The 25,282-nt window shown below is 70.5% G+C and carries 17 protein-coding genes; 13 read left to right on the top strand and 4 right to left on the bottom strand.

What is annotated here, in order from left to right:
• Nucleotides 1-20: 20 nt before the first annotated feature.
• On the bottom strand, nucleotides 21-344 hold the full coding sequence (locus ACIQ6Y_RS06195; RefSeq protein WP_404033547.1) for a hypothetical protein: 324 nt from the start codon (nucleotides 342-344) through the stop codon (nucleotides 21-23).
• Between the two features lie 184 nt (nucleotides 345-528).
• Here ACIQ6Y_RS06195 and miaA point away from each other — a divergent pair, with 184 nt between their 5' ends.
• The 6 genes from miaA to hflX all read left to right on the top strand — a co-directional run bounded on the left by miaA (nucleotide 529) and on the right by hflX (nucleotide 9,406).
• Complete coding sequence (gene miaA / locus ACIQ6Y_RS06190; protein ID WP_404033545.1) at nucleotides 529-1,467, top strand: tRNA (adenosine(37)-N6)-dimethylallyltransferase MiaA; 939 nt, start codon at nucleotides 529-531, stop codon at nucleotides 1,465-1,467.
• 108 nt (nucleotides 1,468-1,575) lie between these two features.
• On the top strand, nucleotides 1,576-2,079 hold the full coding sequence (locus ACIQ6Y_RS06185; protein ID WP_404033733.1) for a hypothetical protein: 504 nt from the start codon (nucleotides 1,576-1,578) through the stop codon (nucleotides 2,077-2,079).
• Nucleotides 2,080-2,190: 111 nt separating this feature from the next.
• Complete coding sequence (dapF, locus tag ACIQ6Y_RS06180) at nucleotides 2,191-3,060, top strand: diaminopimelate epimerase (protein ID WP_404033543.1); 870 nt, start codon at nucleotides 2,191-2,193, stop codon at nucleotides 3,058-3,060.
• A 419-nt stretch (nucleotides 3,061-3,479) separates the two neighbouring features.
• The gene (locus ACIQ6Y_RS06175; protein WP_404033541.1) at nucleotides 3,480-5,756 is read left to right on the top strand and encodes a RelA/SpoT family protein; all 2,277 of its coding nucleotides are present in this window, start codon (nucleotides 3,480-3,482) and stop codon (nucleotides 5,754-5,756) included.
• Nucleotides 5,757-6,076: 320 nt separating this feature from the next.
• Nucleotides 6,077-7,582 carry a M1 family metallopeptidase gene (locus tag ACIQ6Y_RS06170; RefSeq protein WP_404033539.1) on the top strand — a complete coding sequence of 502 codons (1,506 nt, stop codon included), beginning with the start codon at nucleotides 6,077-6,079 and terminating at the stop codon, nucleotides 7,580-7,582.
• A gap of 330 nt (nucleotides 7,583-7,912) precedes the next feature.
• Complete coding sequence (hflX, locus tag ACIQ6Y_RS06165; protein WP_404033537.1) at nucleotides 7,913-9,406, top strand: GTPase HflX; 1,494 nt, start codon at nucleotides 7,913-7,915, stop codon at nucleotides 9,404-9,406.
• 111 nt (nucleotides 9,407-9,517) lie between these two features.
• Here the strand turns inward: hflX and ACIQ6Y_RS06160 are convergent, their stop codons facing one another.
• On the bottom strand, nucleotides 9,518-10,741 hold the full coding sequence (locus ACIQ6Y_RS06160) for a trypsin-like serine peptidase (RefSeq protein WP_404033535.1): 1,224 nt from the start codon (nucleotides 10,739-10,741) through the stop codon (nucleotides 9,518-9,520).
• A 716-nt stretch (nucleotides 10,742-11,457) separates the two neighbouring features.
• Here ACIQ6Y_RS06160 and ACIQ6Y_RS06155 point away from each other — a divergent pair.
• The 4 genes from ACIQ6Y_RS06155 to ACIQ6Y_RS06140 all read left to right on the top strand — a co-directional run bounded on the left by ACIQ6Y_RS06155 (nucleotide 11,458) and on the right by ACIQ6Y_RS06140 (nucleotide 18,422).
• Nucleotides 11,458-12,828, top strand: coding sequence for an aminotransferase class III-fold pyridoxal phosphate-dependent enzyme (locus ACIQ6Y_RS06155; RefSeq protein WP_404033533.1), 1,371 nt, complete (start codon nucleotides 11,458-11,460; stop codon nucleotides 12,826-12,828).
• A 290-nt stretch (nucleotides 12,829-13,118) separates the two neighbouring features.
• The gene (locus ACIQ6Y_RS06150) at nucleotides 13,119-15,179 is read left to right on the top strand and encodes an IucA/IucC family protein (protein ID WP_404033731.1); all 2,061 of its coding nucleotides are present in this window, start codon (nucleotides 13,119-13,121) and stop codon (nucleotides 15,177-15,179) included.
• Nucleotides 15,180-15,261: 82 nt separating this feature from the next.
• Nucleotides 15,262-16,101: a GNAT family N-acetyltransferase gene (locus ACIQ6Y_RS06145; protein ID WP_404033531.1), complete on the top strand. Its 840-nt coding sequence runs from the start codon at nucleotides 15,262-15,264 to the stop codon at nucleotides 16,099-16,101.
• Between the two features lie 344 nt (nucleotides 16,102-16,445).
• A complete protein-coding gene (locus tag ACIQ6Y_RS06140; RefSeq protein WP_404033529.1) occupies nucleotides 16,446-18,422 on the top strand; it encodes an ATP-dependent DNA helicase in 1,977 nt (658 codons plus the stop codon).
• Between the two features lie 166 nt (nucleotides 18,423-18,588).
• Here the strand turns inward: ACIQ6Y_RS06140 and lexA are convergent, their stop codons facing one another.
• On the bottom strand, nucleotides 18,589-19,368 hold the full coding sequence (lexA, locus tag ACIQ6Y_RS06135) for a transcriptional repressor LexA (RefSeq protein ID WP_404033527.1): 780 nt from the start codon (nucleotides 19,366-19,368) through the stop codon (nucleotides 18,589-18,591).
• A gap of 598 nt (nucleotides 19,369-19,966) precedes the next feature.
• On the opposite strand from lexA, the gene nrdR reads away from it, so the two are divergent.
• The 3 genes from nrdR (at nucleotide 19,967) to ACIQ6Y_RS06120 (ending at nucleotide 24,661) form a co-directional block, all read left to right on the top strand.
• Nucleotides 19,967-20,524, top strand: a complete 558-nt coding sequence (gene nrdR, locus ACIQ6Y_RS06130) for a transcriptional regulator NrdR (RefSeq protein WP_404033525.1) — start codon at nucleotides 19,967-19,969, stop codon at nucleotides 20,522-20,524.
• 167 nt (nucleotides 20,525-20,691) lie between these two features.
• Nucleotides 20,692-23,577 carry a vitamin B12-dependent ribonucleotide reductase gene (locus ACIQ6Y_RS06125; RefSeq protein WP_404033523.1) on the top strand — a complete coding sequence of 962 codons (2,886 nt, stop codon included), beginning with the start codon at nucleotides 20,692-20,694 and terminating at the stop codon, nucleotides 23,575-23,577.
• Nucleotides 23,578-23,872: 295 nt separating this feature from the next.
• A complete protein-coding gene (locus tag ACIQ6Y_RS06120) occupies nucleotides 23,873-24,661 on the top strand; it encodes a DUF2785 domain-containing protein (RefSeq protein WP_404033521.1) in 789 nt (262 codons plus the stop codon).
• A 3-nt stretch (nucleotides 24,662-24,664) separates the two neighbouring features.
• On the opposite strand, the gene ACIQ6Y_RS06115 is transcribed toward ACIQ6Y_RS06120, so the two are convergent.
• Nucleotides 24,665-25,198: a TerD family protein gene (locus ACIQ6Y_RS06115; protein ID WP_404033520.1), complete on the bottom strand. Its 534-nt coding sequence runs from the start codon at nucleotides 25,196-25,198 to the stop codon at nucleotides 24,665-24,667.
• Nucleotides 25,199-25,282: the final 84 nt, after the last annotated feature.

The following is a 25,282-nucleotide window of genomic DNA, read 5'->3' as shown; positions in this document are numbered from 1 at the left end:
ACCTTCCGTCGCGGGGCGGGTTATGTGCGGGCGCCCTCGCCGGCCTCGTTGTCGGCCGCCTCGTCGGCGGACTGCTGCTTGGGGATCCCGACGCCGTCGTCGGCGCTGTCCGTGCCGGTTGCAGGCGCCGACGCCTTCGTCGCCGCCCCGGCGTCGGCCGTGGCCTCGGCCGGCTCCGTCGCAGTCGGCGTCACCGTCGTCGTCTCCGACGTCTTCGTAGCCCCGGAAGCTTCCTCCGCCTCGTCCGCGTCGGCCCCGGTCGCCGGTGCGGCGGCCTGGGCCTCGACGGTCGACGCCTCCTCCGTGGCCTTGGACCTGCGGAGAAGTCGCGCAAAAACGCCCATATCAACTCCATACGTTACTCGTGCGGGGGAAATCCCGCGTTACCCGGAGCGTCCGATTGCGTCGCCCGGGTCACCGCCTTTCGGGAAACGGGCGGCAAGAACCTCGCATCGGGCAACGACCTCGCAAGGCCACCGTCACGTAACTCGTTCGGGGTCACCGCGGGAGGTTTGCGAGACTGGTGCGGTGAGCAGCGCAGCCCCCGCCCCCCGAGTCATCGCCGTCGTCGGACCCACCGCGGCCGGAAAATCAGATCTGGGCGTCTTTCTCGCCCAGCAGCTCGGCGGCGAGGTCGTCAACGCCGACTCCATGCAGTTGTACCGAGGGATGGACATCGGTACCGCCAAGCTGACGCCCGAGGAACGCGGCGGCGTCCCGCACCACCTCCTCGACATCTGGGACGTCACCGTCACGGCGTCCGTCGCCGAGTACCAGCGGCTGGCGCGCGAACGCATCGACGCGCTCCTCGCCGAGGGTCGCTGGCCGATCCTGGTCGGCGGCTCCGGGCTCTACGTCCGTGGCGCCGTCGACCACCTGGAGTTCCCCGGGACCGACCCCGAGGTCAGGGCCCGGCTGGAGGAGGAACTCGCGCTGCGCGGCTCCGGGGCGCTGCACGCCCGCCTCGCCGCCGCCGATCCGGAGGCCGCGCGGGCGATCCTGCCCAGCAACGGACGCCGTATCGTCCGCGCGCTCGAGGTGATCGAGATCACCGGCCGGCCGTTCACCGCCAACCTCCCCGGCCATGACTCCGTCTACGACACCGTCCAGATCGGCGTCGATGTGGCGCGCCCCGAGCTGGACGAGCGCATCGCACGCCGGGTGGACCGGATGTGGGAGGCGGGGCTCGTGGAGGAGGTGCGCGCGCTGGAGGCGCAGGGGTTGCGAGAGGGGCGTACGGCCTCGCGCGCGCTCGGCTACCAGCAGGTTCTCGCGTCTCTCGCGGGCGAGTGCACCCTGGAGGAGGCGCGCGCCGAGACGGTCCGTGCCACCAAGCGCTTCGCGCGCCGTCAGGATTCATGGTTCAGGCGGGACCCGCGGGTGCATTGGCTCAGTGGGGCTGCGGCGGATCTCACAGAACTTCCGCACCGGGCACTGGCGTTGGTCGAACGACCGGTTACAGCCTGATCACGTCATGGCATCGGGACGCTCCGGCCGTCATCGGGGCCTCCGGCGCCGTGCCATCATCGAGCTTCGATCGACCAAGTGGAGTCCGAGTTGGGAGGGCGCGTGGCGATGGAGGCCGGCCCTCGCGACACCGCACAAGACACCGAATCCGTCACCGCCGACAGCGCCGGGGCGGAGCCCGAGGAGCAGCGTCTCAACTCCGACGGGCCCGACGAGACGCCCGACGGTGTGACCGACGACGGCCCCGAGCCCGAGGAGATGTTCGCGGGCGGGCCCGAGGTCGAGGTCGAGCTGCGGCCCCAGCGGCGGCTGCGGATCTGGCAGCTCGCGCCCATCGTCGGCCTAGCCGCGCTCGGCTCGCTGATGTTCGCCTTCCCGCTGGCCTTCGACTTCGGCGACAGCGGCGCCGTGATCGCCATGCTGGGACTGCTGATCTCCTCCTGTGCCGCGGGCTGGGGCATGATGGCCGCCCGCCGCGTCGGCTACACCTGGCCCGGCCTGCCGCAGCGCGGCTCCGGCCGACGGGCCGATTGGCGGGTCGTGCTCGCCTACGTCGTCGTGGTCCTCTCCGTGGTGGTGCTGGCGGTGTGGCGGGTCGCGCGGCTGCGCTGACGCCGATCACCAGCTGATGCCGGTCATCAGCTGATGCCGGTCATCGGCTAACGCCGGTCACCAGGTGATACGGCCCGCCCCGGTGTCGTACCCACCCCGTACGATCGAGGAATGAGCACGCGGATCGCCTTCCTCAAGGGGCACGGAACCGAGAACGACTTCGTGATCGTCCCGGACCCCGAGAACGCCATCGACCTCACCCCGGCCACCGTGGCCGCGCTGTGCGACCGCCGCGCGGGCATCGGCGGTGACGGACTGCTGCACGTGGTGCGCTCCGCCGCGCACCCCGAGGCGCGGTCGATGGCCGACGAGGCCGAGTGGTTCATGGACTACCGCAACGGCGACGGCTCGGTCGCCGAGATGTGCGGCAACGGCGTGCGGGTGTTCGCCCGCTACCTCCAGCGCGCCGGACATGTCACCGAAGGGGACCTCGCGGTCGCCACGCGTGGGGGCGTGAAGACCGTGCACATCGCCAAGGACGGAGACATCACCGTCGGCATGGGCAGGGCGCGCCTCCCCGAAGGGGATGTCACGGTGAGCGTCGGCGAGCGCAGCTGGCCTGCGCGGAACGTGAACATGGGCAACCCGCACGCGGTCGCCTTCGTCGACGACCTCGCCCACGCGGGGCACCTGTACGCACCGCCGCCCTTCGAGCCGGCCTCCGCCTACCCGGACGGGGTGAACGTGGAGTTCGTCGTCGACCGCGGCCCCCGGCATGTGGCGATGCGCGTGCACGAGCGCGGCTCCGGTGAGACCCGCTCCTGCGGCACGGGCGCGTGCGCGGTCGCCGTCGCCACGGCCCGCCGCGACGGCACCGACCCGGCCGTCACCGGCACGCCCGTGACCTACACCGTGGACGTCCCCGGCGGCCGTCTGGTCATCACCGAGAACCCCGACGGCTCCGTCGAGATGACCGGGCCCGCGGTGATCGTCGCCGAGGGCGAGATCGACCCGGAGTGGCTGACCGCCGCCGCGGGCTGATCGCTGCCGCGGGCCGAGCGCGCCGAAGCGGAGTGCGCGCTGCGGCGTGTCAACGTGCGATGCGGAGTGCGTGATTCGGTGTGTCAACGGGCGCGGGTTGTCGGCGTTTGCCGACGCCCGCTTGCCCGCGTCCCCTCCGTGCACCTATGCCCCAGCGGCCCGACACGCCGGAATCCGGGGGAGTGACTGAACGCCGGTTCGACACGGCGTTCGCCGCGCCTTATGCGACCCCCAAACCGTAAACCTCCTCAGCTTCGCTCGAATGGGTGATCCGTTTCACGCTCGGCGAGAGGCGGTCAGCCGGGCGTGATGGGCTCGGTAGCATCAAGCACCGGCCCGGACGGGGACGGTCACCCTTTCCCTGAGCCGTGTCCGCCGCGAGGCACCCCGTCCGCCGGTCCACGCAGCCGGAGGTGCCCATGAGTGCGGAGGCCACGAATCCTGCGACCCCAGGCCCGGTGACCGGAGCCCTGACAGGGCTGCCGACGACCCCGTCGGCGCCCCGCAAGAGGGCCCGCCCCCGGATCGACCTGCGTCGCCTGGGCCGCGCCGCGCTGCTCGGCCCCACCGGCCGTGACCGGCTGCCCGACGCGATCAGCCATGTCGTCGACGCGCACCGCGCCCACCATCCCGACGCCGACATCGAGCCGCTGCGCCGCGCCTACGTCCTCGCCGAGTCCTCGCACCGCGGCCAGATGCGCAAGAGCGGCGAGCCGTACATCACGCACCCGCTCGCGGTCACCCTGATCCTCGCCGAACTCGGCGCGGAGACCACGACGTTGACCGCCTCCCTCCTGCACGACACCGTCGAGGACACCGAGGTGACGCTCGATCAGGTCGGCACGGAGTTCGGCGAGGAGGTGCGCTATCTCGTCGACGGCGTCACCAAGTTGGAGAAGGTGGACTACGGCGCCGCCGCCGAGCCGGAGACTTTCCGCAAGATGCTCGTCGCGACCGGCAACGACGTCCGCGTCATGTCGATCAAACTCGCCGACCGGCTGCACAACATGCGCACCCTCGGCGTGATGCGCCCCGAGAAACAGGCGCGCATCGCCAAGGTCACCCGCGACGTGCTGATCCCGCTCGCCGAACGCCTCGGCGTACAGGCGCTCAAGACCGAGCTGGAGGACCTGGTCTTCGCGATCCTGCACCCCGAGGAGTACGAGCACACGCGCGAGCTGATCGTCGAGAACACCGCCCGCGCGGACGACCCCCTCGCCGAGATCGCCGAAGAGATGCGCACCGTGCTGCGCGAGGCCGACATCACCGCCGAAGTCCTCATCAGGCCCCGCCACTTCGTCTCGGTCCACCGCGTCGCCCGCAAACGGGGTCAGCTGCGCGGCGCCGACTTCGGACGGCTTCTGGTGCTGGTGAACGAGGACGCCGACTGCTACGGCGTCCTGGGCGAACTGCACACCTGTATGACGCCCATGGTCTCGGAGTTCAAGGACTTCATCGCCGTACCGAAGTTCAACCTCTACCAGTCCCTGCACACGGCTGTGGCCCGCTCCGACGGTCAGGTCGCCGAAGTCCTCATCCGTACGCACCAGATGCACAAGGTCGCCGAGGCCGGAGTCGTCGCCCTGGGCAATCCGTACGCGCCCGCCTCCGACGACCCCGCCGAGGGCGAGCGCGCCGACCCGACGCGCCCCGGCTGGCTCTCCCGCCTGCTGGACTGGCAGGAGGCCGCCCCCGACCCCGACACTTTCTGGTCGACGCTGCGCGAGGACCTCGCCCAGGACCGTGAGATCACCGTCTTCCGCCCCGACGGCGGCACCCTAGGCCTGCCCGAGGGAGCGACCTGTGTGGACGCGGCCTACGCGCAGTACGGCGAGGACGCGCACGCGTGCATCGGCGCACGCGTCAACGGGCGCCTGGCCACGCTGAGCACCGTCCTGCGCGACGGGGACACCGTGCAGCTCCTCATGGGCCAGGACCCCGCCTCCGAGCCGTCCAGGGAGTGGCTGGACCACGCCCACACGCCCGCCGCCCGGATCGCCATCCAGCGCTGGATCGCCACCCACCCGACGGCCGCCGAGCCGGAGACGTCCCTCACCGGGAGGCACGGGGCCGCCGCCGACCCCGCCGTACGGGTGCCGGCGCCGGAGCGGTCGTACCGGCCGGAGTCGGACAGGGCTGAGGGAGGGCGACCTGTCACCGCTGCCGAGGAAGGCCGAGCCCTTCCTGACGCCGACGCGCCGGGTGCCCCCGATGTCCTCGTGGCCCGACCTCGCGTACGGTCCTCCGGTGCCGCGGCCGTCGTCGTCGAGAGACCCGGAGCGGCCGTGCGGCTCGCCCGGTGCTGTACGCCCGTACCGCCCGACGAGGTCACCGGGTTCGCCGTACGCGGGGGAGTGGTGACCGTGCACCGGGTGGAGTGCCCGGCGGTGGCGCGTATGACAGGCGCGGGGCGCGCGGAGGTCGCCGTGCGCTGGGGGGACAGCACCGGGTGCCGGGTGACGCTGTTCGCCGAATCGTTCGTCCGCCCCCATCTGCTGGCCGATCTCACCGAGGCCATGGCTCTCGAAGGCGCCGAGATCGTCTCCGCGACGGTCGAACCGCCGAGCCAGCAGCGCGTCCGGCACACGTACACCCTCACACTGCCCGACGCCGCCGGGCTGCCCGCGCTGATGCGGGCGATGCGCAATGTGCCGGGCGTGTACGACGTGAACCGGGCGCAGGCGGATGGGGCGTGAGTGACTTGAGGGGCCGGAGAGGCTGACTCGCTGCGCGACCCCGCCCAGGGTTCCCGCAGGGACCTTGTTCGGGTGGTCGAGGGGCTGAGGCACGCCTGCGCGGCCCGCCCAGGGTTCCCGCAGGGACCTCGTTCGGGTGGTCGAGGGGCTGACACGTCTGCGCGGCCCCGCTCAGGGTTCTCGCGGGGACCTCGTTCGGGTGATCGAGGGGCTGAGGCACACCTGCGCGGCCCTGCCCAGGGTTCCCGCAGGGACCCCGTTCGGGTGGACCCGGCGCGCGTCGTCGCGGCGCGGCACGCGCGCGCTGGTAGCGGTGGTGCATGCTGCTCACTCCCCGCGCCAAGTCCCCTGCGCCCCCGCGGGCCGGGGCTACCCGCGCCCGGCGGTTGAAAGCCGCCTTGCTGGCCTCCGCCGTCTCCGTCTGCCTCGTCGCCGCGAGCGCCCCGCCGACCCCGCTGGGTGTCGGCGACCGTCTCTTCCCGCACCTCGGCAATCCCGGGTACGACGTGGCGGCGTACGACCTGTCCTTCACCTACGCCGGCTCCAACCGCAAGCCGCTCCAGGCCGTCACCACCATCGACGCCTGGACCACGGAGTCCCTCGAGCGCCTGAACCTCGACTTCGCGCACGGCGAGGTCGAATCGGTCGAGGTCGACGGCGAGCCCGCCGACTTCGCGACCGCCGGGGAGGACCTGGTGGTCACGCCCGCGGAACCGCTGGACGAGGGCGACTGGACGCGGATCACTGTGCGGCACACCAGCGACCCGGTCTACGACGAGAAGCGCGAGGGCGGCTGGGTGCGCACCTCCGACGGCCTCGCGATGGCGAACCAGGCCGACGTCGCCCACCTGGTCTTCCCGTGCAACGACCATCCCTCCGACAAGGCCATGTTCACCATCCGCGTCTCCGCGCCCGACGGCTACACGGCCGTCGCCAACGGTCTGCAGATCGGTGTGGACCGCGCGCGCGGGACGACGACCTGGACGTACCGCACCCGTCACCCCATGGCGACCGAGCTGGCACAGGTCTCCATCGGCCGCTCCACCGTGCTGCACCGCACCGGCCCGCACGAGCTGCCCCTGCGTGACGTGGTCCCCACCGAGCACCGCGAGACGCTCGAACCGTGGCTGGAGAAGACCCCCGCGCACATCGCATGGATGGAGGAGAAGGTCGGGCGCTATCCCTTCGAGACGTACGGCCTGCTCATGGCCGACGCGTCGACCGGCTTCGAGCTGGAGACCCAGACGCTCTCCCTCTTCGAGCGGGGCCTGTTCACCGAGCCCGCCTATCCCAAGTGGTACGTCGAGTCGATCATGGTGCACGAGCTGGCGCACCAGTGGTTCGGCGACAGCGTCACCCCGCGTACCTGGTCCGACCTGTGGCTGAACGAGGGACATGCCACCTGGTACGAGGCCCTGTACGCGGAGGAGACGGCCGACCGGCCGATCGAGGCCCGGATGAAGGCCGCGTACGGCGCCTCCGACCGCTGGCGCGCCTCCGGCGGACCCCCGGCCGCCCCCAAGGAGCCCCGGCCGGGCAGCAAGATCAGCATCTTCCGGCCGAACGTCTATGACGGCGCCGCCCTCGTGCTGTTCGCGCTGCGCCAGGAGATCGGCCACCGCGCCTTCGAGCGCCTGGAACGGACCTGGGTGACCGTCCACAAGGACGGCACGGCCGGCACGGCCGACTTCGTCGACCTCGCCTCCGACATCTCCGGACGCGACCTCGGCGGCTTCTTCCAGGACTGGCTGTACGCCGAGAAGACGCCGCCGATGCCGGGGCACCCGGACTGGAAGTCCGCGGCGCCTACCGGGACCCGGAAATAGCCGGGAATCCGTAAGGTCGGGAATCCGTGAGCGCGGGGGAACAGTCGGGAATCCGGAAGCGCGGGGGAACGGTCGGAATCCGGAAGCGCGGGGGAACAGTCGGAATCCGGAAGCGCGGAGGAACAGTCGGGAATCCGGAAGCGGGGGCGGCCGAGAATCAGGAGGCGGAGACAGCCGTGGAATAACGCCGTGACGAGACGTGGCGTCCCGTGCGACCATCTTCGGACGGACACGGCGCCGGGTCCCGGAATCTCCGGGGAGTCCGCGGGAATCTCCCGGGGTACTCGTACGTTGTGACCAGTGAAGAACCCCCATCGACGTAAGGATCCAATGACCTCCTCTTCTTCCCCTTCCCAGGACAACAAGCGCCTCGCGCACAGCTACCCCGAGGGTCTTCGGGCCGATGCCCTGATGGAAGAGGACGTCGCCTGGAGCCACGAGATCGACGGAGAGCGGGACGGCGACCAGTTCGACCGCTCCGAGCGCGCGGCTCTGCGCCGTGTGGTGGGCCTCTCCACCGAGCTCGAGGACGTCACCGAGGTCGAGTACCGACAGCTTCGCCTGGAGCAGGTCGTCCTCGTCGGCGTCTGGACCTCGGGAACCCTTCAGGACGCGGAGAACTCCCTCGCGGAGCTCGCCGCGCTGGCCGAGACGGCCGGTGCCCACGTCCTCGACGGTGTCTACCAGCGCCGCGACAAGCCCGACCCGGCCACCTTCATCGGTTCCGGCAAGGCCCTGGAGCTGCGCGACATCGTCATCGAGTCCGGCGCGGACACCGTGATCTGCGACGGTGAGCTCAGCCCCGGCCAGCTCATCGCCCTCGAAGACGTCGTCAAGGTCAAGGTCATCGACCGTACGGCCCTGATTCTCGACATCTTCGCCCAGCACGCCAAGTCCCGAGAGGGCAAGGCGCAGGTCGCGCTCGCGCAGATGCAGTACATGCTGCCGAGGCTGCGAGGCTGGGGTCAGTCGCTGTCCCGTCAGATGGGCGGCGGCAAGGGCGGCGGCCTCGCCACCCGTGGTCCCGGTGAGACCAAGATCGAGACGGACCGGCGCCGGATCCGCGAGAAGATGGCGAAGATGCGCCGGGAGATCGCGGACATGAAGACCGGCCGTGAGATCAAGCGCCAGGAGCGCAAGCGCCACAAGGTGCCGTCCGTCGCCATCGCGGGCTACACCAACGCCGGCAAGTCCTCGCTGCTCAACCGCCTCACGGGCGCGGGCGTCCTGGTCGAGAACGCCCTGTTCGCGACCCTGGACCCGACCGTCCGCCGGGCCGAGACCCCGAGCGGCCGGCTCTACACGCTGGCCGACACCGTCGGTTTCGTCCGGCACCTGCCCCACCACCTGGTCGAGGCGTTCCGCTCCACGATGGAGGAGGTCGGCGAGTCCGACCTGATCCTGCACGTGGTGGACGGCTCGCACCCGGTCCCGGAGGAGCAGCTCGCGGCCGTGCGTGAGGTGATCAGGGACGTCGGCGCCACCGACGTACCCGAGATCGTCGTGATCAACAAGGCCGACGCGGCCGACCCGCTGACCCTTCAGCGGCTCATGCGGAACGAGAAGCGCTCCATCGCGGTCTCGGCCCGCACCGGCCAGGGCATCGCCGAGCTGCTCGCGCTGATCGACGCCGAGCTGCCGCGGCCCGCGGTGGAGATCGAGGCGCTCGTGCCGTACACCCACGGCAAGCTGGTCGCCCGTGCGCACGACGAGGGCGAGGTGATCTCCGAGGAGCACACCGCGGAGGGCACCCTGCTCAAGGTGCGGGTGCACGAGGAACTGGCGGCGGAACTCACGCCGTACGTTCCGGCCGCGCTCGCCTGAGCCGGGCCAGGCACCGGCCTGAGCCGGACCGGTCGCTCGCCCGAGCGACCAGGCAGTACGACGGAAGGCCCGTCCCCTCACCGGGGGCGGGCCTTCCGTGTGCTCAGGGGGTCACTGCGCGGCGGCGTACTTCTCGCTCACCTCGTTGAAGACGCCCTCGGCGACCTCACCGAGGCGCGGGCCGGCCAGCCAGCCGCCGGTGATCGGGCCGATGGAGGTGTTGGACACCAGCGCCGGCTTGCCGTCCGAGCCCTCGGCGACCCAGCCGCCGCCGGAGGAACCGCCGGTCATGGTGCAGCCGATGCGGTACATCGTCGGGTCGGAGGCGTTCAGCGACAGCCGACCGGGCTTGTCCTCGCACTGGTGCATCGACTGGCCGTCGAACGGCGGCGCCGCCGGGTAGCCGGTGGCGGTGAGGCTGTCGATCTTCGGCACGGCCGGCGCGTTGAAGTCGACCGGCAGCGCCGAACCGACCGTCTCCTCCAGGGACTTGCCCGAGCCGCCCTCTTCCGGCGTCACATGGATCACCGCGAAGTCGTAGCTGGCACCGTCACCGCCGGTCGCGCCGCCCTGCTCGATCCACTGGTCGGAGGTCTGCACCCAGTCGCCCCACCAGACGCCGTACGGAGCGACCTGCTCCTTCGTGGCGTTCTCCAGCTCGGCGGCCGACAGGCCCGAGTCGTTGTACGACGGCACGAACGCGATGTTGCGGTACCAGCCGCCCTTCTTGCCCGCGTGGACACAGTGGCCGGCCGTCCACACCATGTTCGACTTGCCAGGGTGGGCCGGGTCCGTCACGACCGTCGCCGAGCAGACCATCGTGCCCTCGGGGGAGTCGAAGAAGACCTTGCCCGCCACGGGGACGCTCTCGTGGTACGGCGTCGACACCGCCTGCGCGTCCACCGGCTCCGGCTCCGGGTCGGTCACGCCCTGGTCACCGGAGATGTCGTTCTCGTCGACACCCTTGTCCGGGTCCTCGGCGTCCCGCATCCGGTCCGGGTCCCACAGGTCCTCGATGATCGGGTTGACGAAGTCCTCGGCCTCGCGGAGCCAGTCGTCCTTGTTCCAGTTCTTCCAGGCGCCGTTGCGCCACTTGTCGATGTCGATCCCGTGTTCCTTGAGACGCTCCTTGATGTCGTCCGGGATCTTGATCTTGTCGTCGCCGGCCACGGCGCTGGCCGAGGCCTCGCTGCCCGCCGCCTCGTCACCCGTCTCACAGGCCGTGGCAGTCAGCGTGAGCGCCGACACGAGTGCGACGGCGGCCGCGGCACGGACGGGGCCGCGGCGCGTGCTCCCCCCTCGGCGAGCGGTGAACGACGGCCGTATGGAACGCATGTGCTGACTCCCCCTGCTGTGGACGAACGTGGCGCTGCACGCCAGGACGCCCCGCACCGGCGGGGCGTCCTGGAACGGCACCCCACACTATGCGGTCGCTGTGGGGGACTTCCGACGGAACGGCAACGGTTCGGATACAAGCGGCCTGACCTGGGCGGGACTTCGGGGTGACGCCTCTCGGTGCCGCAGTGCTCGTCTCGATATGTGGCGGCTGGGAGTCGGGGAGTGGCGGGCATGGGAAGGCGGAGTTGGGGCGTATTGAGGGGTGCATCCGGGGGATCGGCGGAGGCGTGCATGGGGGCTCCGCCAACTGGTGTGCGCGGACGGGGTGGCGCGCTGTAGTGCCCTCACCGCAGGGATCTCGGGACAACCCGTAACCCGGTCGCCGGAGCGGGGTTGGTAGCGGTGGGCGGGCGATTCGAACGCCGTCGGGCGGCGGGAACGATGAACGGGTTTCGAGCATCGGCATGTGCGTGCCGGTCGCCGGACACCGGGTGCCGGGTGCCGGGTGCCGATTGCCGGGTGCCGGACGCCGGATGTCAGGTGCCCGGGTGGCGGGATCGGGAGGCCGGCGGCCGGACAACGACCGTCCAGGAGCCGGGCGTCGGACGTCGGTGAGCTGGGCTCGAGTTCGGCCGGCTCGTGGGGGAGTTCGGGGCCGGGTGTCGCCAATGGCGGGCCACCAGGCCTTGCTGTGGGGCGGGGGAGCGCGAGCGATGGCTCGGCTTCTGACAGTGGGAGGACGGAGAAGAGTGACCGTGACCGAGGAGACTTCGCGCAGCCGGACGGTGCGCGAATCGGCGGCGCGTACTTATGCGCACGCACTGCCGATCGTGCCGGTCCGGGCACGCGGACTGACCATCGAGGGCGCCGACGGCCGCCGCTACCTGGACTGCCTCTCGGGCGCCGGCACACTCGCCCTCGGCCACAACCACCCCGTCGTACTCGAAGCCATCCGCACAGTCCTCGACTCAGGCGCACCCCTGCACGTCCCTGACCTGAGCACCCCCGTCGAGGACGCCTTCGTCACCGAACTCCTCCGCACCTTGCCCCCCGACCTGGCCGCACATGCCCGCGTACGCTTCTGCGGCCCCTCCCGTACGAGCGCCCTGGAGGGGGCCCGCCGACTCGTACGGTCCGCGACCGGCGGCACGGAGGTACTCACCCTCGGCCCCGCCCGAACGGAAGGCGGTTCGCCGGCCGCTGCCGGGAGCCCGCCCGATCTCGAACTCGCCGAGAGAGAGGGCGAATCGCGTGCCGAAGCCGTCGAGGCCGCTGGCTGCAGCCCTCAGCCCGTCACGGTCTGGCCCGAGTCCGTCCATCCGGCAGGTGTGATCGTCGAGGCCGTCCGGAACGACGACCGGGTCGGCCCCACCCCCGACAGCTGGATGAGGGAAGTCCGCAGACTCACCGCCGACCGGGCCGTCCCGCTGATCGCCGACGAGACCGAGACCGGAGTCGGCCGCACCGGCGCCTTCTGGGCCGTGGAGCACAGTGGTGTCACACCCGATGTGATGGTCCTGTCCAAGGCCATCGGCGGCAGCCTGCCACTGTCCTTGATCGTCCACCACGCCGACCTGGCACCCGACGCCCCGGTGAGCACGGTCCGCGGCAACCAACTGGCCATGGCCGCCGGCACGGCCACCCTCAGGCACGTGCGCGAGAACGGCCTCGCCGAACGGGCAGCCATCTTGGGACGCCGCGTATTGCTTCAACTCGTGGAGTTGTCACGAGAGTTCCCGTGCATCGGTGATGTCCGGGGAAGAGGGCTCCTGACGGGCATCGAGTTCGTCCCACCGGAGTCGGACGCGGCCCTGGCCGCAACCCACGCAACCCCCGTATCCCCTGCCCCCGGCCCCAGCTCCGCCTCAACCGGGGTTCCCTTCCGTTCAACCGCCTCAGAACTGGCCGCCGGCGTCCAGCGCGAGTGCTTGCAGCGAGGCCTGATCGTCGGTCTCGGCGGCACGGACTCGAACGTCGTGCGGCTGCTCCCGCCTCTGACCATCAGCGACGAACAGGCCGAGGCCGTGATCGACCGACTCTCCGAAGCGGTGGCGGCAGCGGCCCGTGACCATCGGGCCGTGTAACCCACCCCAGCCCTGCCGGAACCGCCGTGCCACCCCACCGACGTGCCACCCCGCCGAAGGCATCACCCTGAGGAACCGCGTTGAACACCACCCCTGCTTCTGATCACACCTTCCCTCCCTCTCCCTCGATTCCGGTTTCCGGCTCTACTGAGCCCCGTCCCGATGTGCAGGACCTGACAGTCCCTCGGCAGTACTCCGGCGCTGCCGAGCCGGCTCATTGGCGGCCCGCGACACCCGAGCCCCGCGAACCCGCCGACATCGCCGAGCCCCTTGACCACCCCGACTCCCACATGGCCGCCCAGGCCGCCGCCACGGAGAACCTCCTGCGCTGCTGGGTTCGTGAGACCCGCCTTCCCGCTCCCTCGGACGGCGTCATCCGCATCCCCCTCCCCGCCACCGGCGTGACCCTCCTGGCCCCAGTGCGCTACTGGTCGCCAACCGGCTGGCACCGCTTCGGCCCACCTTCCCTTCTCGGCGTCCCCGCTCATGCGCCGACGATCGACCCGGTCACACTCGCCGCACTTCTCGCGCGGGAGGCGGAGAGCGCGGCGAGCTCGGAGAGCGGGCTTGCTTTGACCGGCGCAGCTGGTCGCGCGGCGGCAGTCAGTGCGTCGGCCTCCAGCGGTTCAGGGGGCGGGCAGTTGGAAGCTGCAGGGGGCGCGCCTGACAGGCCGGCACCTGGTATGTCGGCACCGTGCGGGGCGGCGCCGGAGAAGTCCGCACTCGGCATGTCGGTACCCGGCGGGGCGGCGCCCGACAGGTCCGCGCCGGTCGGTTCGACTCCCAACGACTGTGCATCAGGCCCGTCCACAGCCCACCGGTCCGGTGCCTCCCCTATCTCTGGCCCCTCCGGCACCAGCGAAGCAGCCGACTTGGTCGCCCGCGTCGCCGATTCCGTCCGCCGTACCGCCGCCTTCATCAGTGACCGGCGGAGCCGACCCACTGACGGGCCGGACCTCTTCCTCTCCGCCGAACAGGCACTCGTGCTCGGTCACCCGCTGCACCCCACTCCGAAGAGCCGCGAAGGTCTCACCGAGACCGAAGCGCTCCTCTACTCACCTGAGTTGCGCGGCTCCTTCCCTCTGCACTGGATCGCCGTCTCTCCTTCCGTTCTGGCCACCGACTCCGCCTGGACCGAGCGCGGCCGGCCCATCCCCGCGGCACAACTCACCGCGCGTCTCGCCGGCCCGGGACTGCCACTGCCCGATGGCCACGCCGCGCTGCCCCTGCACCCCTGGCAGATGCGAGAGGTCCGCAACCGTCCCGAGACCGCGCCCCTGTTCGACGCCGGACTCCTCAAGGACCTCGGCACCCACGGTGCTCCCTGGCATCCCACCTCCTCCGTTCGTACCGTCCACCGCACCGCCGCTCCGGCCATGCTCAAGCTGTCGCTGGGCCTGCGGATCACCAACTCCCGCCGCGAGAACCTGCGCAAGGAACTCCACCGAGGCGTGGAGGTCCACCGTCTGCTGCGCAGCGGCCTCGCCCGCCGATGGCACGCCGCCCATCCCGGCTTCGACATCGTCCGGGACCCGGCATGGCTCGCCGTGGACGGACCGGACGGTCACCCCGTGCCCGGACTGGACGTGGTGATCCGGCACAACCCGTTCACCGCTTCGGACGACGTGAACTGCGTCGCCGGACTCGTCGCTCCCCGCCCCTGGGCAGAGTCTTGCGCCGCAGGCAACCGCAGGGGACCCGGCAGCGACAGGGGAGCCGGCAGCTCGGTGGTGCGGTCGCGGCTCGCCGCATTGGTCACCCGGCTCTCCGCTCGGACCGGCCGGCCGCGAGGCGCGGTCGCCGCCGAGTGGTTCCTGCGCTACCTCGAACACGTCGTCCGTCCGGTGCTGTGGCTGGACGCGGAGGCCGGCATCGCCCTGGAGGCGCACCAGCAGAACACACTGCTTCTGCTGGACCCCGACGGCTGGCCCAGCGGCGGGCGTTACCGCGACAACCAGGGCTACTACTTCCGAGCCTCCCGACGCGACGACCTCGACGCCCAGCTTCCCGGCATCGGGGAGCACAGCGACACCTTCGTTTCCGACGAAGTCACCGACGAGCGCTTCGCCTACTACCTCGGCATCAACAACGTGCTCGGTCTCGTGGGCGCGTTCGGATCCCAGTGTCTCGCGGATGAACGGCTGCTGCTCGCCGCTTTCCGCCGCTTCCTCGAAAGCGTCGCCACCGGCCCCGCCCGGTTGCGCACCTCTCTGCCGGCCCGACTGCTCGACTCAACCGACCTGTGCTGTAAGGCCAACCTGCTGACACGGCTGCACGGTCTCGACGAACTCGTCGGCCCGGTGGACACCCAGTCGGTCTACGTCACCATCACCAACCCCCTTCGCTCCTGATGGCCCCTTCGTCATCTGCTGTCACCTACTCCCTTCGCTTTGAGGAACGTGCCTCAGCCCGCCTCCCGAGAGGAGCGTCGTCGTGCCTCCCACCGACCCGAGCGCCGACTCCGGCCACCCGGCCGTCACCGAGCTCACTGACCTCACTGACCTCACCGAGCTCACGGATCTCGATGAGCGAACCGAGAGGCCCGAGCAGGTCCTGGGCGGGGACGTCGAGGACACTCTGGACCTACGGCTTCCGGACGACTTCCTCGCGTGCCTCTCCGGAGAGGCGGGAGGAGCCGGTGCGGCAGGCATTCCCGAGGCGGCCGCGGGGCGGGGCGTCGGCGAGCCGGTCGCGGACCGGGCGGACCTGCTCGACGGGGTCGGTGCATGGGGACCGGCTGTCACCCCCGCGGGCGAGTTCCAGCTGATCCCCGTGCGCCTCGAACGCGACCTGCCGCTCATCGTGCGTTGGATGAACGACCCCGCCGTCGCGGCCTTCTGGGAGCTGTCCGGCCCCCCTCAGGTGGCCGAGGAACACCTGAGGGGCCAGCTCACCGGCGACGGGCGCAGCGTTCCCTGTCTCGGCCTACTGAACGGCAGCCCTATGAGCTACTGGGAGATCTACCGGGCAGACCTCGACCCGCTGGCTCGCCACTACCCGGCCCGACCTCATGACACTGGAGTCCACGTGCTCATCGGCGGTGTCGCCGACCGCGGCCGCGGGCTCGGCAGCACGCTCCTGAGATCCGTCGCCGACCTCGTCCTCGACAGCCGGCCCGCCTGCGCACGTGTCGTAGCGGAACCTGACCTTCGCAACACCCCCTCCGTCTCCGCTTTCCTCACCGCAGGATTCCGGTTCGCCGCCGAGGTCGACCTTCCCGGGAAGCGAGCCGCCCTGATGGTCCGCGACCGGTCCCTGCGTCATCTGCTGTAGCCCTGCGCCACAGCGCCGTCACTTTTGGTACACCGCTCGCGGGGTTGCGGTTCCCATTCACTGAGGACGATTTCCGCCCCTTCCATCCGCGGCGTGCGACGGGGGCCCACGGCGTCTGCGCGGGTGTCTGTCATTCGTCATCGGCGCGGCAAGCGAGCCGACCCTCATCAGCACCAAAGGCACTCCGCCGATCACCAGCACGACACGAGTCGCCGCTTGCCCGCACCGGGCGAGTAGAACTGACCCCACCCCCTCACCCACAAGAGACCCACAGCCTTGATCCCACCCCTCGCATCACCCACGATCACCCGTTTGTCAGTGCCGAGCCGTAGGGTGGTCGCGCTATGACGAAGCCCTCACTCCCCGAACTCCTGCATGCCGCCGTCTCCGCTGTCGGCGGCACGGAGCGCCCCGGCCAGGTGACCATGGCCGAAGCTGTCGCGGAAGCGATCGACGACGGCGCGCATCTGCTCGTCCAGGCCGGCACCGGCACCGGAAAGTCGCTGGGCTACCTCGTGCCCGCGCTCGCGCACGGAGAGAGAGTCGTCGTCGCGACGGCGACGCTGGCCCTGCAGCGCCAGCTCGTGGAGCGGGACCTGCCGCGGACGGTGGACGCGCTGCACCCGCTGCTGCGCCGCCGGCCGGAGTTCGCGATGCTGAAGGGCCGGTCGAACTATCTGTGCCTGCACCGCCTCCACGAGGGCGTGCCGCAGGACGAGGAGGAGGGCCTCTTCGACCAGTTCGAGGCCGCCGCACCCACCAGCAAGCTGGGCCAGGACCTGCTGCGGCTGCGTGACTGGGCGGACGAGACCGAGTCCGGTGACCGGGACGATCTGACGCCGGGCGTGTCGGACCGGGCCTGGTCCCAGGTGTCGGTCTCCTCGCGGGAGTGCCTCGGTGCCACGAAGTGCGCCTACGGCGCCGAGTGCTTCGCGGAGACGGCGCGGGAGCGGGCCAAGCTGGCGGAGGTCGTCGTCACCAACCACGCCCTGCTGGCCATCGACGCCATCGAGGGCGCCCCGGTCCTGCCCCAGCACGAGGTGCTGATCGTGGACGAGGCGCACGAGCTGGTGTCGCGCGTCACCGGCGTCGCGACGGGTGAGCTGACCCCCGGCCAGGTCAACCGCGCGGTGCGGCGCGCCGCGAAGCTGGTCAACGAGAAGGCCGCCGACCAGCTCCAGACGGCCGCCGAGGGCTTCGAGCGGCTGATGGAGCTGGCCCTGCCCGGCCGCCTGGAGGAGATCCCCGAGGACCTCGGCTACGCGCTGATGGCGCTGCGGGACGCCTGCCGCACGGTCATCTCCGGAATCGGCGCGACACGTGACAAGTCCGTGCAGGACGAGGATGCGGTCCGTAAGCAGGCCCTGGCGTCCGTGGAGTCGGTGCACGACGTCGCCGAGCGGATCACGAACGGCTCGGAGTGGGACGTCGTCTGGTACGAGCGGCACGACCGCTTCGGTGCCTCCCTGCGCGTGGCGCCGATGTCCGTCTCGGGCCTGCTGCGCGAGAAGCTGTTCGCGGACCGCTCGGTGGTCCTCACGTCCGCGACGCTGAAGCTGGGCGGCGACTTCAACGGCGTAGGGGCGTCCCTGGGGCTCGCCCCGGAGGGCACCGAGGGCGATGATTTCCCGCAGTGGAAGGGCGTCGATGTCGGGTCGCCGTTCGACTACCCCAAGCAGGGCATCCTGTACGTCGCCAAGCATCTGTCGCGTCCCGCGCGGGACGGCGAGCGCACGGACATGCTCGACGAGCTGACGGAGCTCATCCAGGCGGCCGGCGGGCGCACTCTGGGTCTGTTCTCCTCCATGCGGGCCGCCCAGCTCGCGGCGGAGGAGCTGCGCATGCGCATCCCCGAGTTCCCGATCCTGCTCCAGGGCGAGGAGACCCTGGGCGAGCTGATCAAGAACTTCGCGGCCGACCCGAAGACGTGTCTGTTCGGCACGCTGTCCCTGTGGCAGGGCGTCGACGTCCCCGGCCCCAGCTGTCAGCTGGTGGTGATGGACAAGATCCCGTTCCCGCGCCCGGACGACCCGTTGATGAGCGCCCGCCAGAAGGCGGTGGAGGACGCGGGGGGCAACGGCTTCATGGCGGTCGCGGCGACGCATGCAGCCCTGCTCATGGCTCAGGGAGCCGGTCGTCTCGTGCGGGCGACGGGCGACCGCGGCGTGGTCGCCGTACTCGATCAGCGGCTGGCCACGGCCCGCTACGGCAGCTATCTGAAGGCGTCACTGCCCGACTTCTGGTACACCACGGACCGTAACCAGGTGCGGAGGTCGCTGGCGGCGATCGACGCCGTGGCGAAGCAGGCGGAGGAGAAGTGATCGGTGGGTGGCCTGTCCCGGCGCCGGGACAGGCCACCCACCGATCGAAATGCGCCGGTCGTCGGGCCTGGACAGGGCCCGGACAGCACAGGGCCCCGGAACCGGCGCAGGGGTTCCGGGGCCCGGTCAGGGAGGCGGGTGGTCGGCGGTCCCGCCGGTGGGAGGGTCAGACGCGGCGGAGGACGGCCACGACCTTGCCGAGGATGGTTGCGTCGTCGCCGGGGATGGGCTCGTAGGCCGAGTTGTGCGGGAGGAGCCAGACATGGCCGTCCTCGCGCTTGAAGCGCTTGACGGTGGCCTCGCCGTCGAGCATGGCGGCGACGATGTCGCCGTTCTCGGCGACGGGCTGGCGGCGGACCGTGACCCAGTCGCCGTCGCAGATCGCGGCCTCGATCATGGAGTCGCCGACGACCTTCAGGACGAACAGCTCGCCGTCACCGACGAGCTGCCGCGGCAGCGGGAAGACGTCCTCCACCGACTCCTCGGCGAGGATCGGCCCACCGGCGGCGATCCGGCCGACCAGCGGCACGTACGACGCGGCGGGCTTGCCCGCGGTGTCCGTGGGCTGCACGGTGGCGGCCTGGTCCGAGCCGCGCACCTCGTACGCGCGCGGGCGGTGCGGGTCGCGGCGCAGGAAGCCCTTGCGCTCCAGAGCCATCAGCTGGTGTGCGACCGAGGACGTGCTGGACAGGCCGACCGCCTGGCCGATCTCGCGCATCGACGGCGGGTAGCCGCGGCGCTGCACCGAGTCCCTGATGACCTCGATCACCCGGCGCTGCCGGTCGGTCAGACCGGAGCTGTCCGCCCTGATTCCTGGAGGTCGCCCCGGCAAGGAGCGCTTGTGCCCCTCGGGATTCACGGATTCGTTCATCGCATGCACCGGCTCGAGTCGGCCCTGGGAGCGGTCCTGGGCGGTGATGGTGGCGCTGTCTGTGGTGGTGGTCACGTCGGCCCCTCTCGATTGTCTCCCTGCCCGGACAACGGTAGTTGCTTTCGAAAGGTTGCGCCAAACACACGTTCGAGTGAAAAAACGCGTTTCGCCTGACGTGATCATGTGTCCGGGTGTATGGCTGACGTGCCGTCTAGCGGGCAAAAGGGTGCATTGCTGTACTCTTCACCGCTGGGTCCGCCGCGCGGGTGTTGCCCCAGTCTGCCATCCGTCGCTCCGGTGATCGGGCACCGGCCCTCGCCCTGTGCGGGAGTCTTACATCTCCTCCCTGCGGCGCCCACGCTATCCCTGCCGGCCGCCTTCCTGGGTGCGAGGGCGCCATTCCGGGTGTCCCGGGCGTGCCGTGCGGGCCGTCGGGCGCGGGGTCACCGGGTGTGGCGCGGGCGTCCGTGTGCTGTGGGAGGCTGCGACACGCGGCCTCGCGTGCATGTATGCGCCAATCCCCACATCTAGTGGTTGGATTGCAGCAGCAGCCCACAAGTTGTGTTCCCCCGGGTCTTCAGGCCCTCCGGCATCGCCTATGCTTGTGGCTGCTTCGAGGGGCCCAAGAGGCTCCTGAGGCTATTGAGTCTGCTGTGAGGAGGGTTGGGAGTTCATGCACTGCCCCTTCTGCAGGCACCCCGACAGCCGGGTCGTCGACAGCCGTACGACCGACGACGGCACGTCGATCCGCAGGCGCCGCCAGTGCCCTGACTGCTCCCGTCGTTTCACGACCGTGGAGACGTGCTCGCTCATGGTGGTGAAGCGGTCCGGAGTCACCGAGCCCTTCAGTCGTACGAAGGTCATCAACGGCGTGCGCAAGGCGTGCCAGGGGCGACCTGTCACGGAGGATGCGCTCGCCCAGCTCGGCCAGCGGGTCGAGGAGGCGGTGCGGGCCACCGGAAGCGCCGAGCTGACCACCCATGACGTGGGGCTGGCCATACTCGGTCCGCTACAGGAGCTCGACCTCGTCGCCTATCTGCGGTTCGCCTCGGTCTACCGGGCGTTCGACTCGCTCGACGACTTCGAGGCGGCCATTGCGGAGCTGCGGCAGACGACCTGCCCCGTCGCGGACGAAGAGGACCGCGAGAGCGCCGGCGCGGGGAGCCAGGAAGACGAACGCGGGAGCGGGGAGACCGTGCAGGTCCCCGAGCCCGCGGGTGCCGCCGACTGACGGGCGGGCCGGATCCGGACGCGGCAGTCCGGACCGGCCGGGCCACGGCGGCCAGATGAAGACCTGTTGCGGGCGGCACGCGGGTGCCCGCAACACCAGACAGAACACCGTGCCACGGGAACATTCGGGGCACTTCAGGGCGTTTACGCCCGTACCAGGGAGGCGGCATGACAGAGACGGCGAGCGGTCCGGCACGAGGTTCCCGAGCAAAGGGCGCCAAGGCCACCAAGGGACTGCGCATCGAGCGCATCCACACCACCCCCGGCGTGCACCCGTACGACGAGGTCCAGTGGGAGCGCCGTGACGTCGTCATGACCAACTGGCGCGACGGCTCGGTCAATTTCGAGCAGCGTGGCGTCGAGTTCCCCGACTTCTGGTCGGTGAACGCGGTCAACATCGTCACCAGCAAGTACTTCCGTGGTGCCGTCGGCACCCCGCAGCGCGAGACCGGCCTCAAGCAGCTGATCGACCGCATCGTGAAGACCTACCGGAAGGCCGGCGAGGACTACAACTACTTCTCCTCGCCCGCCGACGCCGAGATCTTCGAGCACGAGCTGGCTTACGCCCTCCTGCACCAGATCTTCAGCTTCAACAGCCCCGTCTGGTTCAACGTCGGCACGCCCCAGCCCCAGCAGGTCTCCGCCTGCTTCATCCTGTCCGTCGACGACTCCATGGAGTCGATCCTCGACTGGTACAAGGAAGAGGGCATGATCTTCAAGGGCGGCTCCGGCGCCGGCCTGAACCTCTCCCGGATCCGCTCCTCCAAGGAGCTGCTGTCCTCCGGCGGCAACGCCTCCGGCCCCGTCTCCTTCATGCGTGGTGCCGACGCCTCCGCAGGAACGATCAAGTCCGGTGGCGCCACCCGCCGCGCGGCCAAGATGGTCATCCTCGACGTCGACCACCCCGACATCGAGGACTTCATCGAGACCAAGGTCAAGGAAGAGGAGAAGATCCGCGCCCTGCGCGACGCGGGCTTCGACATGGACCTGGGCGGCGACGACATCACGTCCGTCCAGTACCAGAACGCCAACAACTCGGTCCGCGTGAACGACGAGTTCATGAAGGCGGTCGAGGAGGGCGGCAAGTTCGGTCTGCGCGCCCGTATGACCGGCGAGGTCATCGAAGAGGTCGACGCCAAGTCCCTCTTCCGCAAGATGGCCGAGGCCGCCTGGGCCTGCGCCGACCCGGGCATCCAGTACGACGACACGATCAACCACTGGCACACCTGCCCGGAGTCCGGCCGTATCAACGGCTCGAACCCCTGCAGCGAGTACATGCACCTGGACAACACGTCCTGCAACCTCGCCTCGCTGAACCTGATGAAGTTCCTGAAGGACGACGGCAAGGGCAACCAGTCCTTCGACGCCGAGCGCTTCGCCAAGGTCGTCGAGCTCGTCATCACCGCGATGGACATCTCCATCTGCTTCGCGGACTTCCCGACCCAGAAGATCGGCGAGAACACGCGCGCGTTCCGCCAGCTCGGCATCGGCTACGCCAACCTCGGCGCCCTGCTGATGGCGACGGGTCACGCCTACGACTCCAACGGCGGCCGCGCCCTCGCCGGTGCCGTCACCTCCCTGATGACCGGCACGGCCTACCGCCGATCCGCCGAGCTCGCCTCGGTCGTCGGCCCGTACGACGGCTACGCCCGCAACGCCGACGCCCACAAGCGCGTCATGAAGCAGCACGCCGACGCCAACGACAAGGCCGTCCGCATGGACGACCTGGACACCCCGATCTGGGCCGCCGCCACGGAGGCCTGGAACGACGTGCTGCGCCTCGGCGAGAAGAACGGTTTCCGTAACTCGCAGGCCTCCGTCATCGCCCCGACCGGCACCATCGGTCTGGCGATGTCCTGCGACACCACCGGCCTCGAGCCCGACCTCGCCCTGGTCAAGTTCAAGAAGCTGGTCGGCGGCGGCTCGATGCAGATCGTCAACGGCACCGTCCCGCAGGCCCTGCGCCGCCTGGGCTACCAGGAGGAGCAGATCGAGGCGATCGTCGCCCACATCGCCGAGAACGGCAATGTGATCGACGCCCCCGGCCTCAAGCCGGAGCACTACGAGGTGTTCGACTGCGCCATGGGCGATCGCTCCATCTCCGCGATGGGCCACGTCCGCATGATGGCTGCGATCCAGCCGTGGATCTCCGGTGCGCTCTCCAAGACGGTCAACCTGCCGGAGTCGGCGACCGTCGAGGACGTCGAAGAGGTCTACTTCGAGGCCTGGAAGATGGGCATCAAGGCCCTCGCCATCTACCGCGACAACTGCAAGGTCGGCCAGCCGCTCTCCGCGAAGACCAAGGAGAAGGAGAAGGTCGAGGAGAAGGCGGTCGAGCCGACCAAGGTCGAGAAGGTCGTCGAGTACCGCCCGGTCCGCAAGCGCCTCCCGAAGGGACGTCCCGGCATCACCACGTCCTTCACCGTCGGTGGCGCCGAGGGCTACATGACCGCCAACTCCTACCCGGACGACGGTCTCGGCGAGGTCTTCCTGAAGATGTCCAAGCAGGGCTCGACCCTCGCGGGCATGATGGACGCCTTCTCCATCGCGGTCTCCGTCGGCCTCCAGTACGGTGTTCCGCTGGAGACGTACGTCTCGAAGTTCACCAACATGCGCTTCGAGCCGGCCGGCATGACGGACGACCCGGATGTGCGGATGGCCCAGTCGATCGTCGACTACATCTTCCGCCGCCTGGCGCTCGACTTCCTGCCCTTCGAGACCCGCTCCGCCCTTGGCATCCACTCCGCCGAGGAGCGTCAGCGTCACCTCGAGACGGGCTCCTACGAGCCGCTGGACGACGAGGACGTCGACGTCGAGGGCCTCGCCCAGTCGGCACCGCGCGCCCAGGAGCTCAAGGCCGTCGCCACCCCCAAGGCCGAGGTCGAGGCGGCCAAGCCCGCCCCGAAGCAGGCCCACACCAGCGCCGAGCTGGTGGAGATGCAGCTGGGCATCCAGGCCGACGCCCCGCTGTGCTTCTCCTGCGGCACCAAGATGCAGCGGGCCGGCTCCTGCTACATCTGCGAGGGCTGCGGCTCGACCAGCGGCTGCAGCTGAACCGCTGAGCTCTGAGTGAGAGGGGCGCCGGCTTCCGTGCCGGCGCCCCTCTTCGCCGTACGGGGCCGGCGCTCGGCCACACGCGTGTGCGCCTTCCATGTGCCCACGCGCGTGTGGCCGTTGTTTTTCGTACGAGCACACGCGCGTGCGTGCGTGAGTCTGGCCAAGTCCATTCGTGCGTAGGCCGCCGCCCTCCTGAGCCGACCGGCGCCTTCGGTGCTAGCCCGATCCGCCTGGGCTCACCGGTTCTCGGTGTCCGCACCCGCGCGCGCCGACCCCGCCGTAGGCTCCGCGCATGCCTGCCTCACATCGATACGACGGTGACGTCCGCGCGCTCGGCGGCGCGGACCGCGCTGCCGCACTGGACGCGCTCGTCGGTGACCTGTGCTCGCCGGATCCGCGCGTCCGGGACGACGGGGCGTACTTCACCGCAGCGCGCTGGATACCCGTACTGGAACAGGCCGAGCGGCGGGAGTTGGGCGACCGTGTGGTCGCGTACTTCGCGCATACGGCCGTACAGGCGCGCGCGTTCGCCCCGCTGGTGCTGGCACGGATCACCGAGGCCGGCGGCTGGCGTGAGGAGTGGTGGCGGCCCTTCGCGCAGTGGTACCCGGCCGAGCGGGACCTGCGCGGATACGACGTCGACCTGGGCTGGCTGCACGCGGTCGCGCACGGCGCCGATCTGCTGGCCGCACTGGCCCGGCAACCCGCCCAGGACCCCGTGCGCCTGGCGAACCTCGCGGTCGACCGGCTGCTGGCGCCGACAGAGCACCTCTTCGACGCCCAGGAGGACGACCGCCTCGCCTACGCGCTCGCGAAGATCCTCAGCCACCCGGACCTCGATCCGGAGGAGTCCACCGCGTGGCTGGGACCCGTCGAGAAGGCCTTCCGGACGGGCGAGCCGGGGCCGGTCCCGCCCTGGGCCTCCAACACCATGCGGACCCTGCGGATGCTCTACATCCTTACCGATCGGGGTCTGCGCACTCGCAACACCGACGAACCACTCCACACGGTCACCCACCGCGAGAGCGTTCTCGACGCCCTCGCGGGGACACTCGCCGTCGTCGCGCCGTACTCGGGGTGAGGATCAGGGGCGGCCGAGCGCGCCCATGGTCTGCGCGAAGGCCGCGGGGTCGTCCTCGAAGCCGCGCACGCCGGGCTGGAAGTCCCAGTTGCCCGCCGCGTCGCGGACGAACTCCGCTACCGTCGCCACCGTCGCTCCCAGGACGCCGCCGAAGTCGTCCTGGGCCAGGTCGGTGTACCCCTCGCGGATACGCAGGCCCGGGTTGGCGACGCTGACGAAGGTCCGCCCCGCCGGACGCTGCTGGACGATGACACCGACCACCACGCGCGCGTAGCGGGCATCCAGCCGGTCGAGCTCCAGCGTCATGACCTCGTCCCAGCCGAAGCCCTTGCCGTCCTTGCTGTCCCGGTTGAGGTGGATCGTGCCGTCGGGGGAGCGGCTGTCGAAGTGCACGAGGTAGTCGGGATCGCCGTACGGGGCGCTCTTGAGGTAGGTGCCCGCCACTATGTCCAGGTCGGTGGGAGGCTGCCCGGCCGGGCTCGGGTCCCACCTCAGGGCCACCTCGACCTTGTGGATGCCCTTGATGAGGTCGTTCACCAGTTTCCCCTTCCCCCTGTGTCCGTGACTCAACTTCCGCGCAGCGGAGGCCGGTTGCCATCCTGCCACGCGCGAGCGTGCCGC

Origin of the sequence: Streptomyces sp. NPDC096205 (genome assembly GCF_044763135.1) — a bacterium.
Lineage (GTDB): Bacteria > Actinomycetota > Actinomycetes > Streptomycetales > Streptomycetaceae > Streptomyces.
The sequence above is the reverse complement of the archived record's forward strand: the minus strand, read 5'-3'. Positions and strand labels throughout refer to the sequence as shown.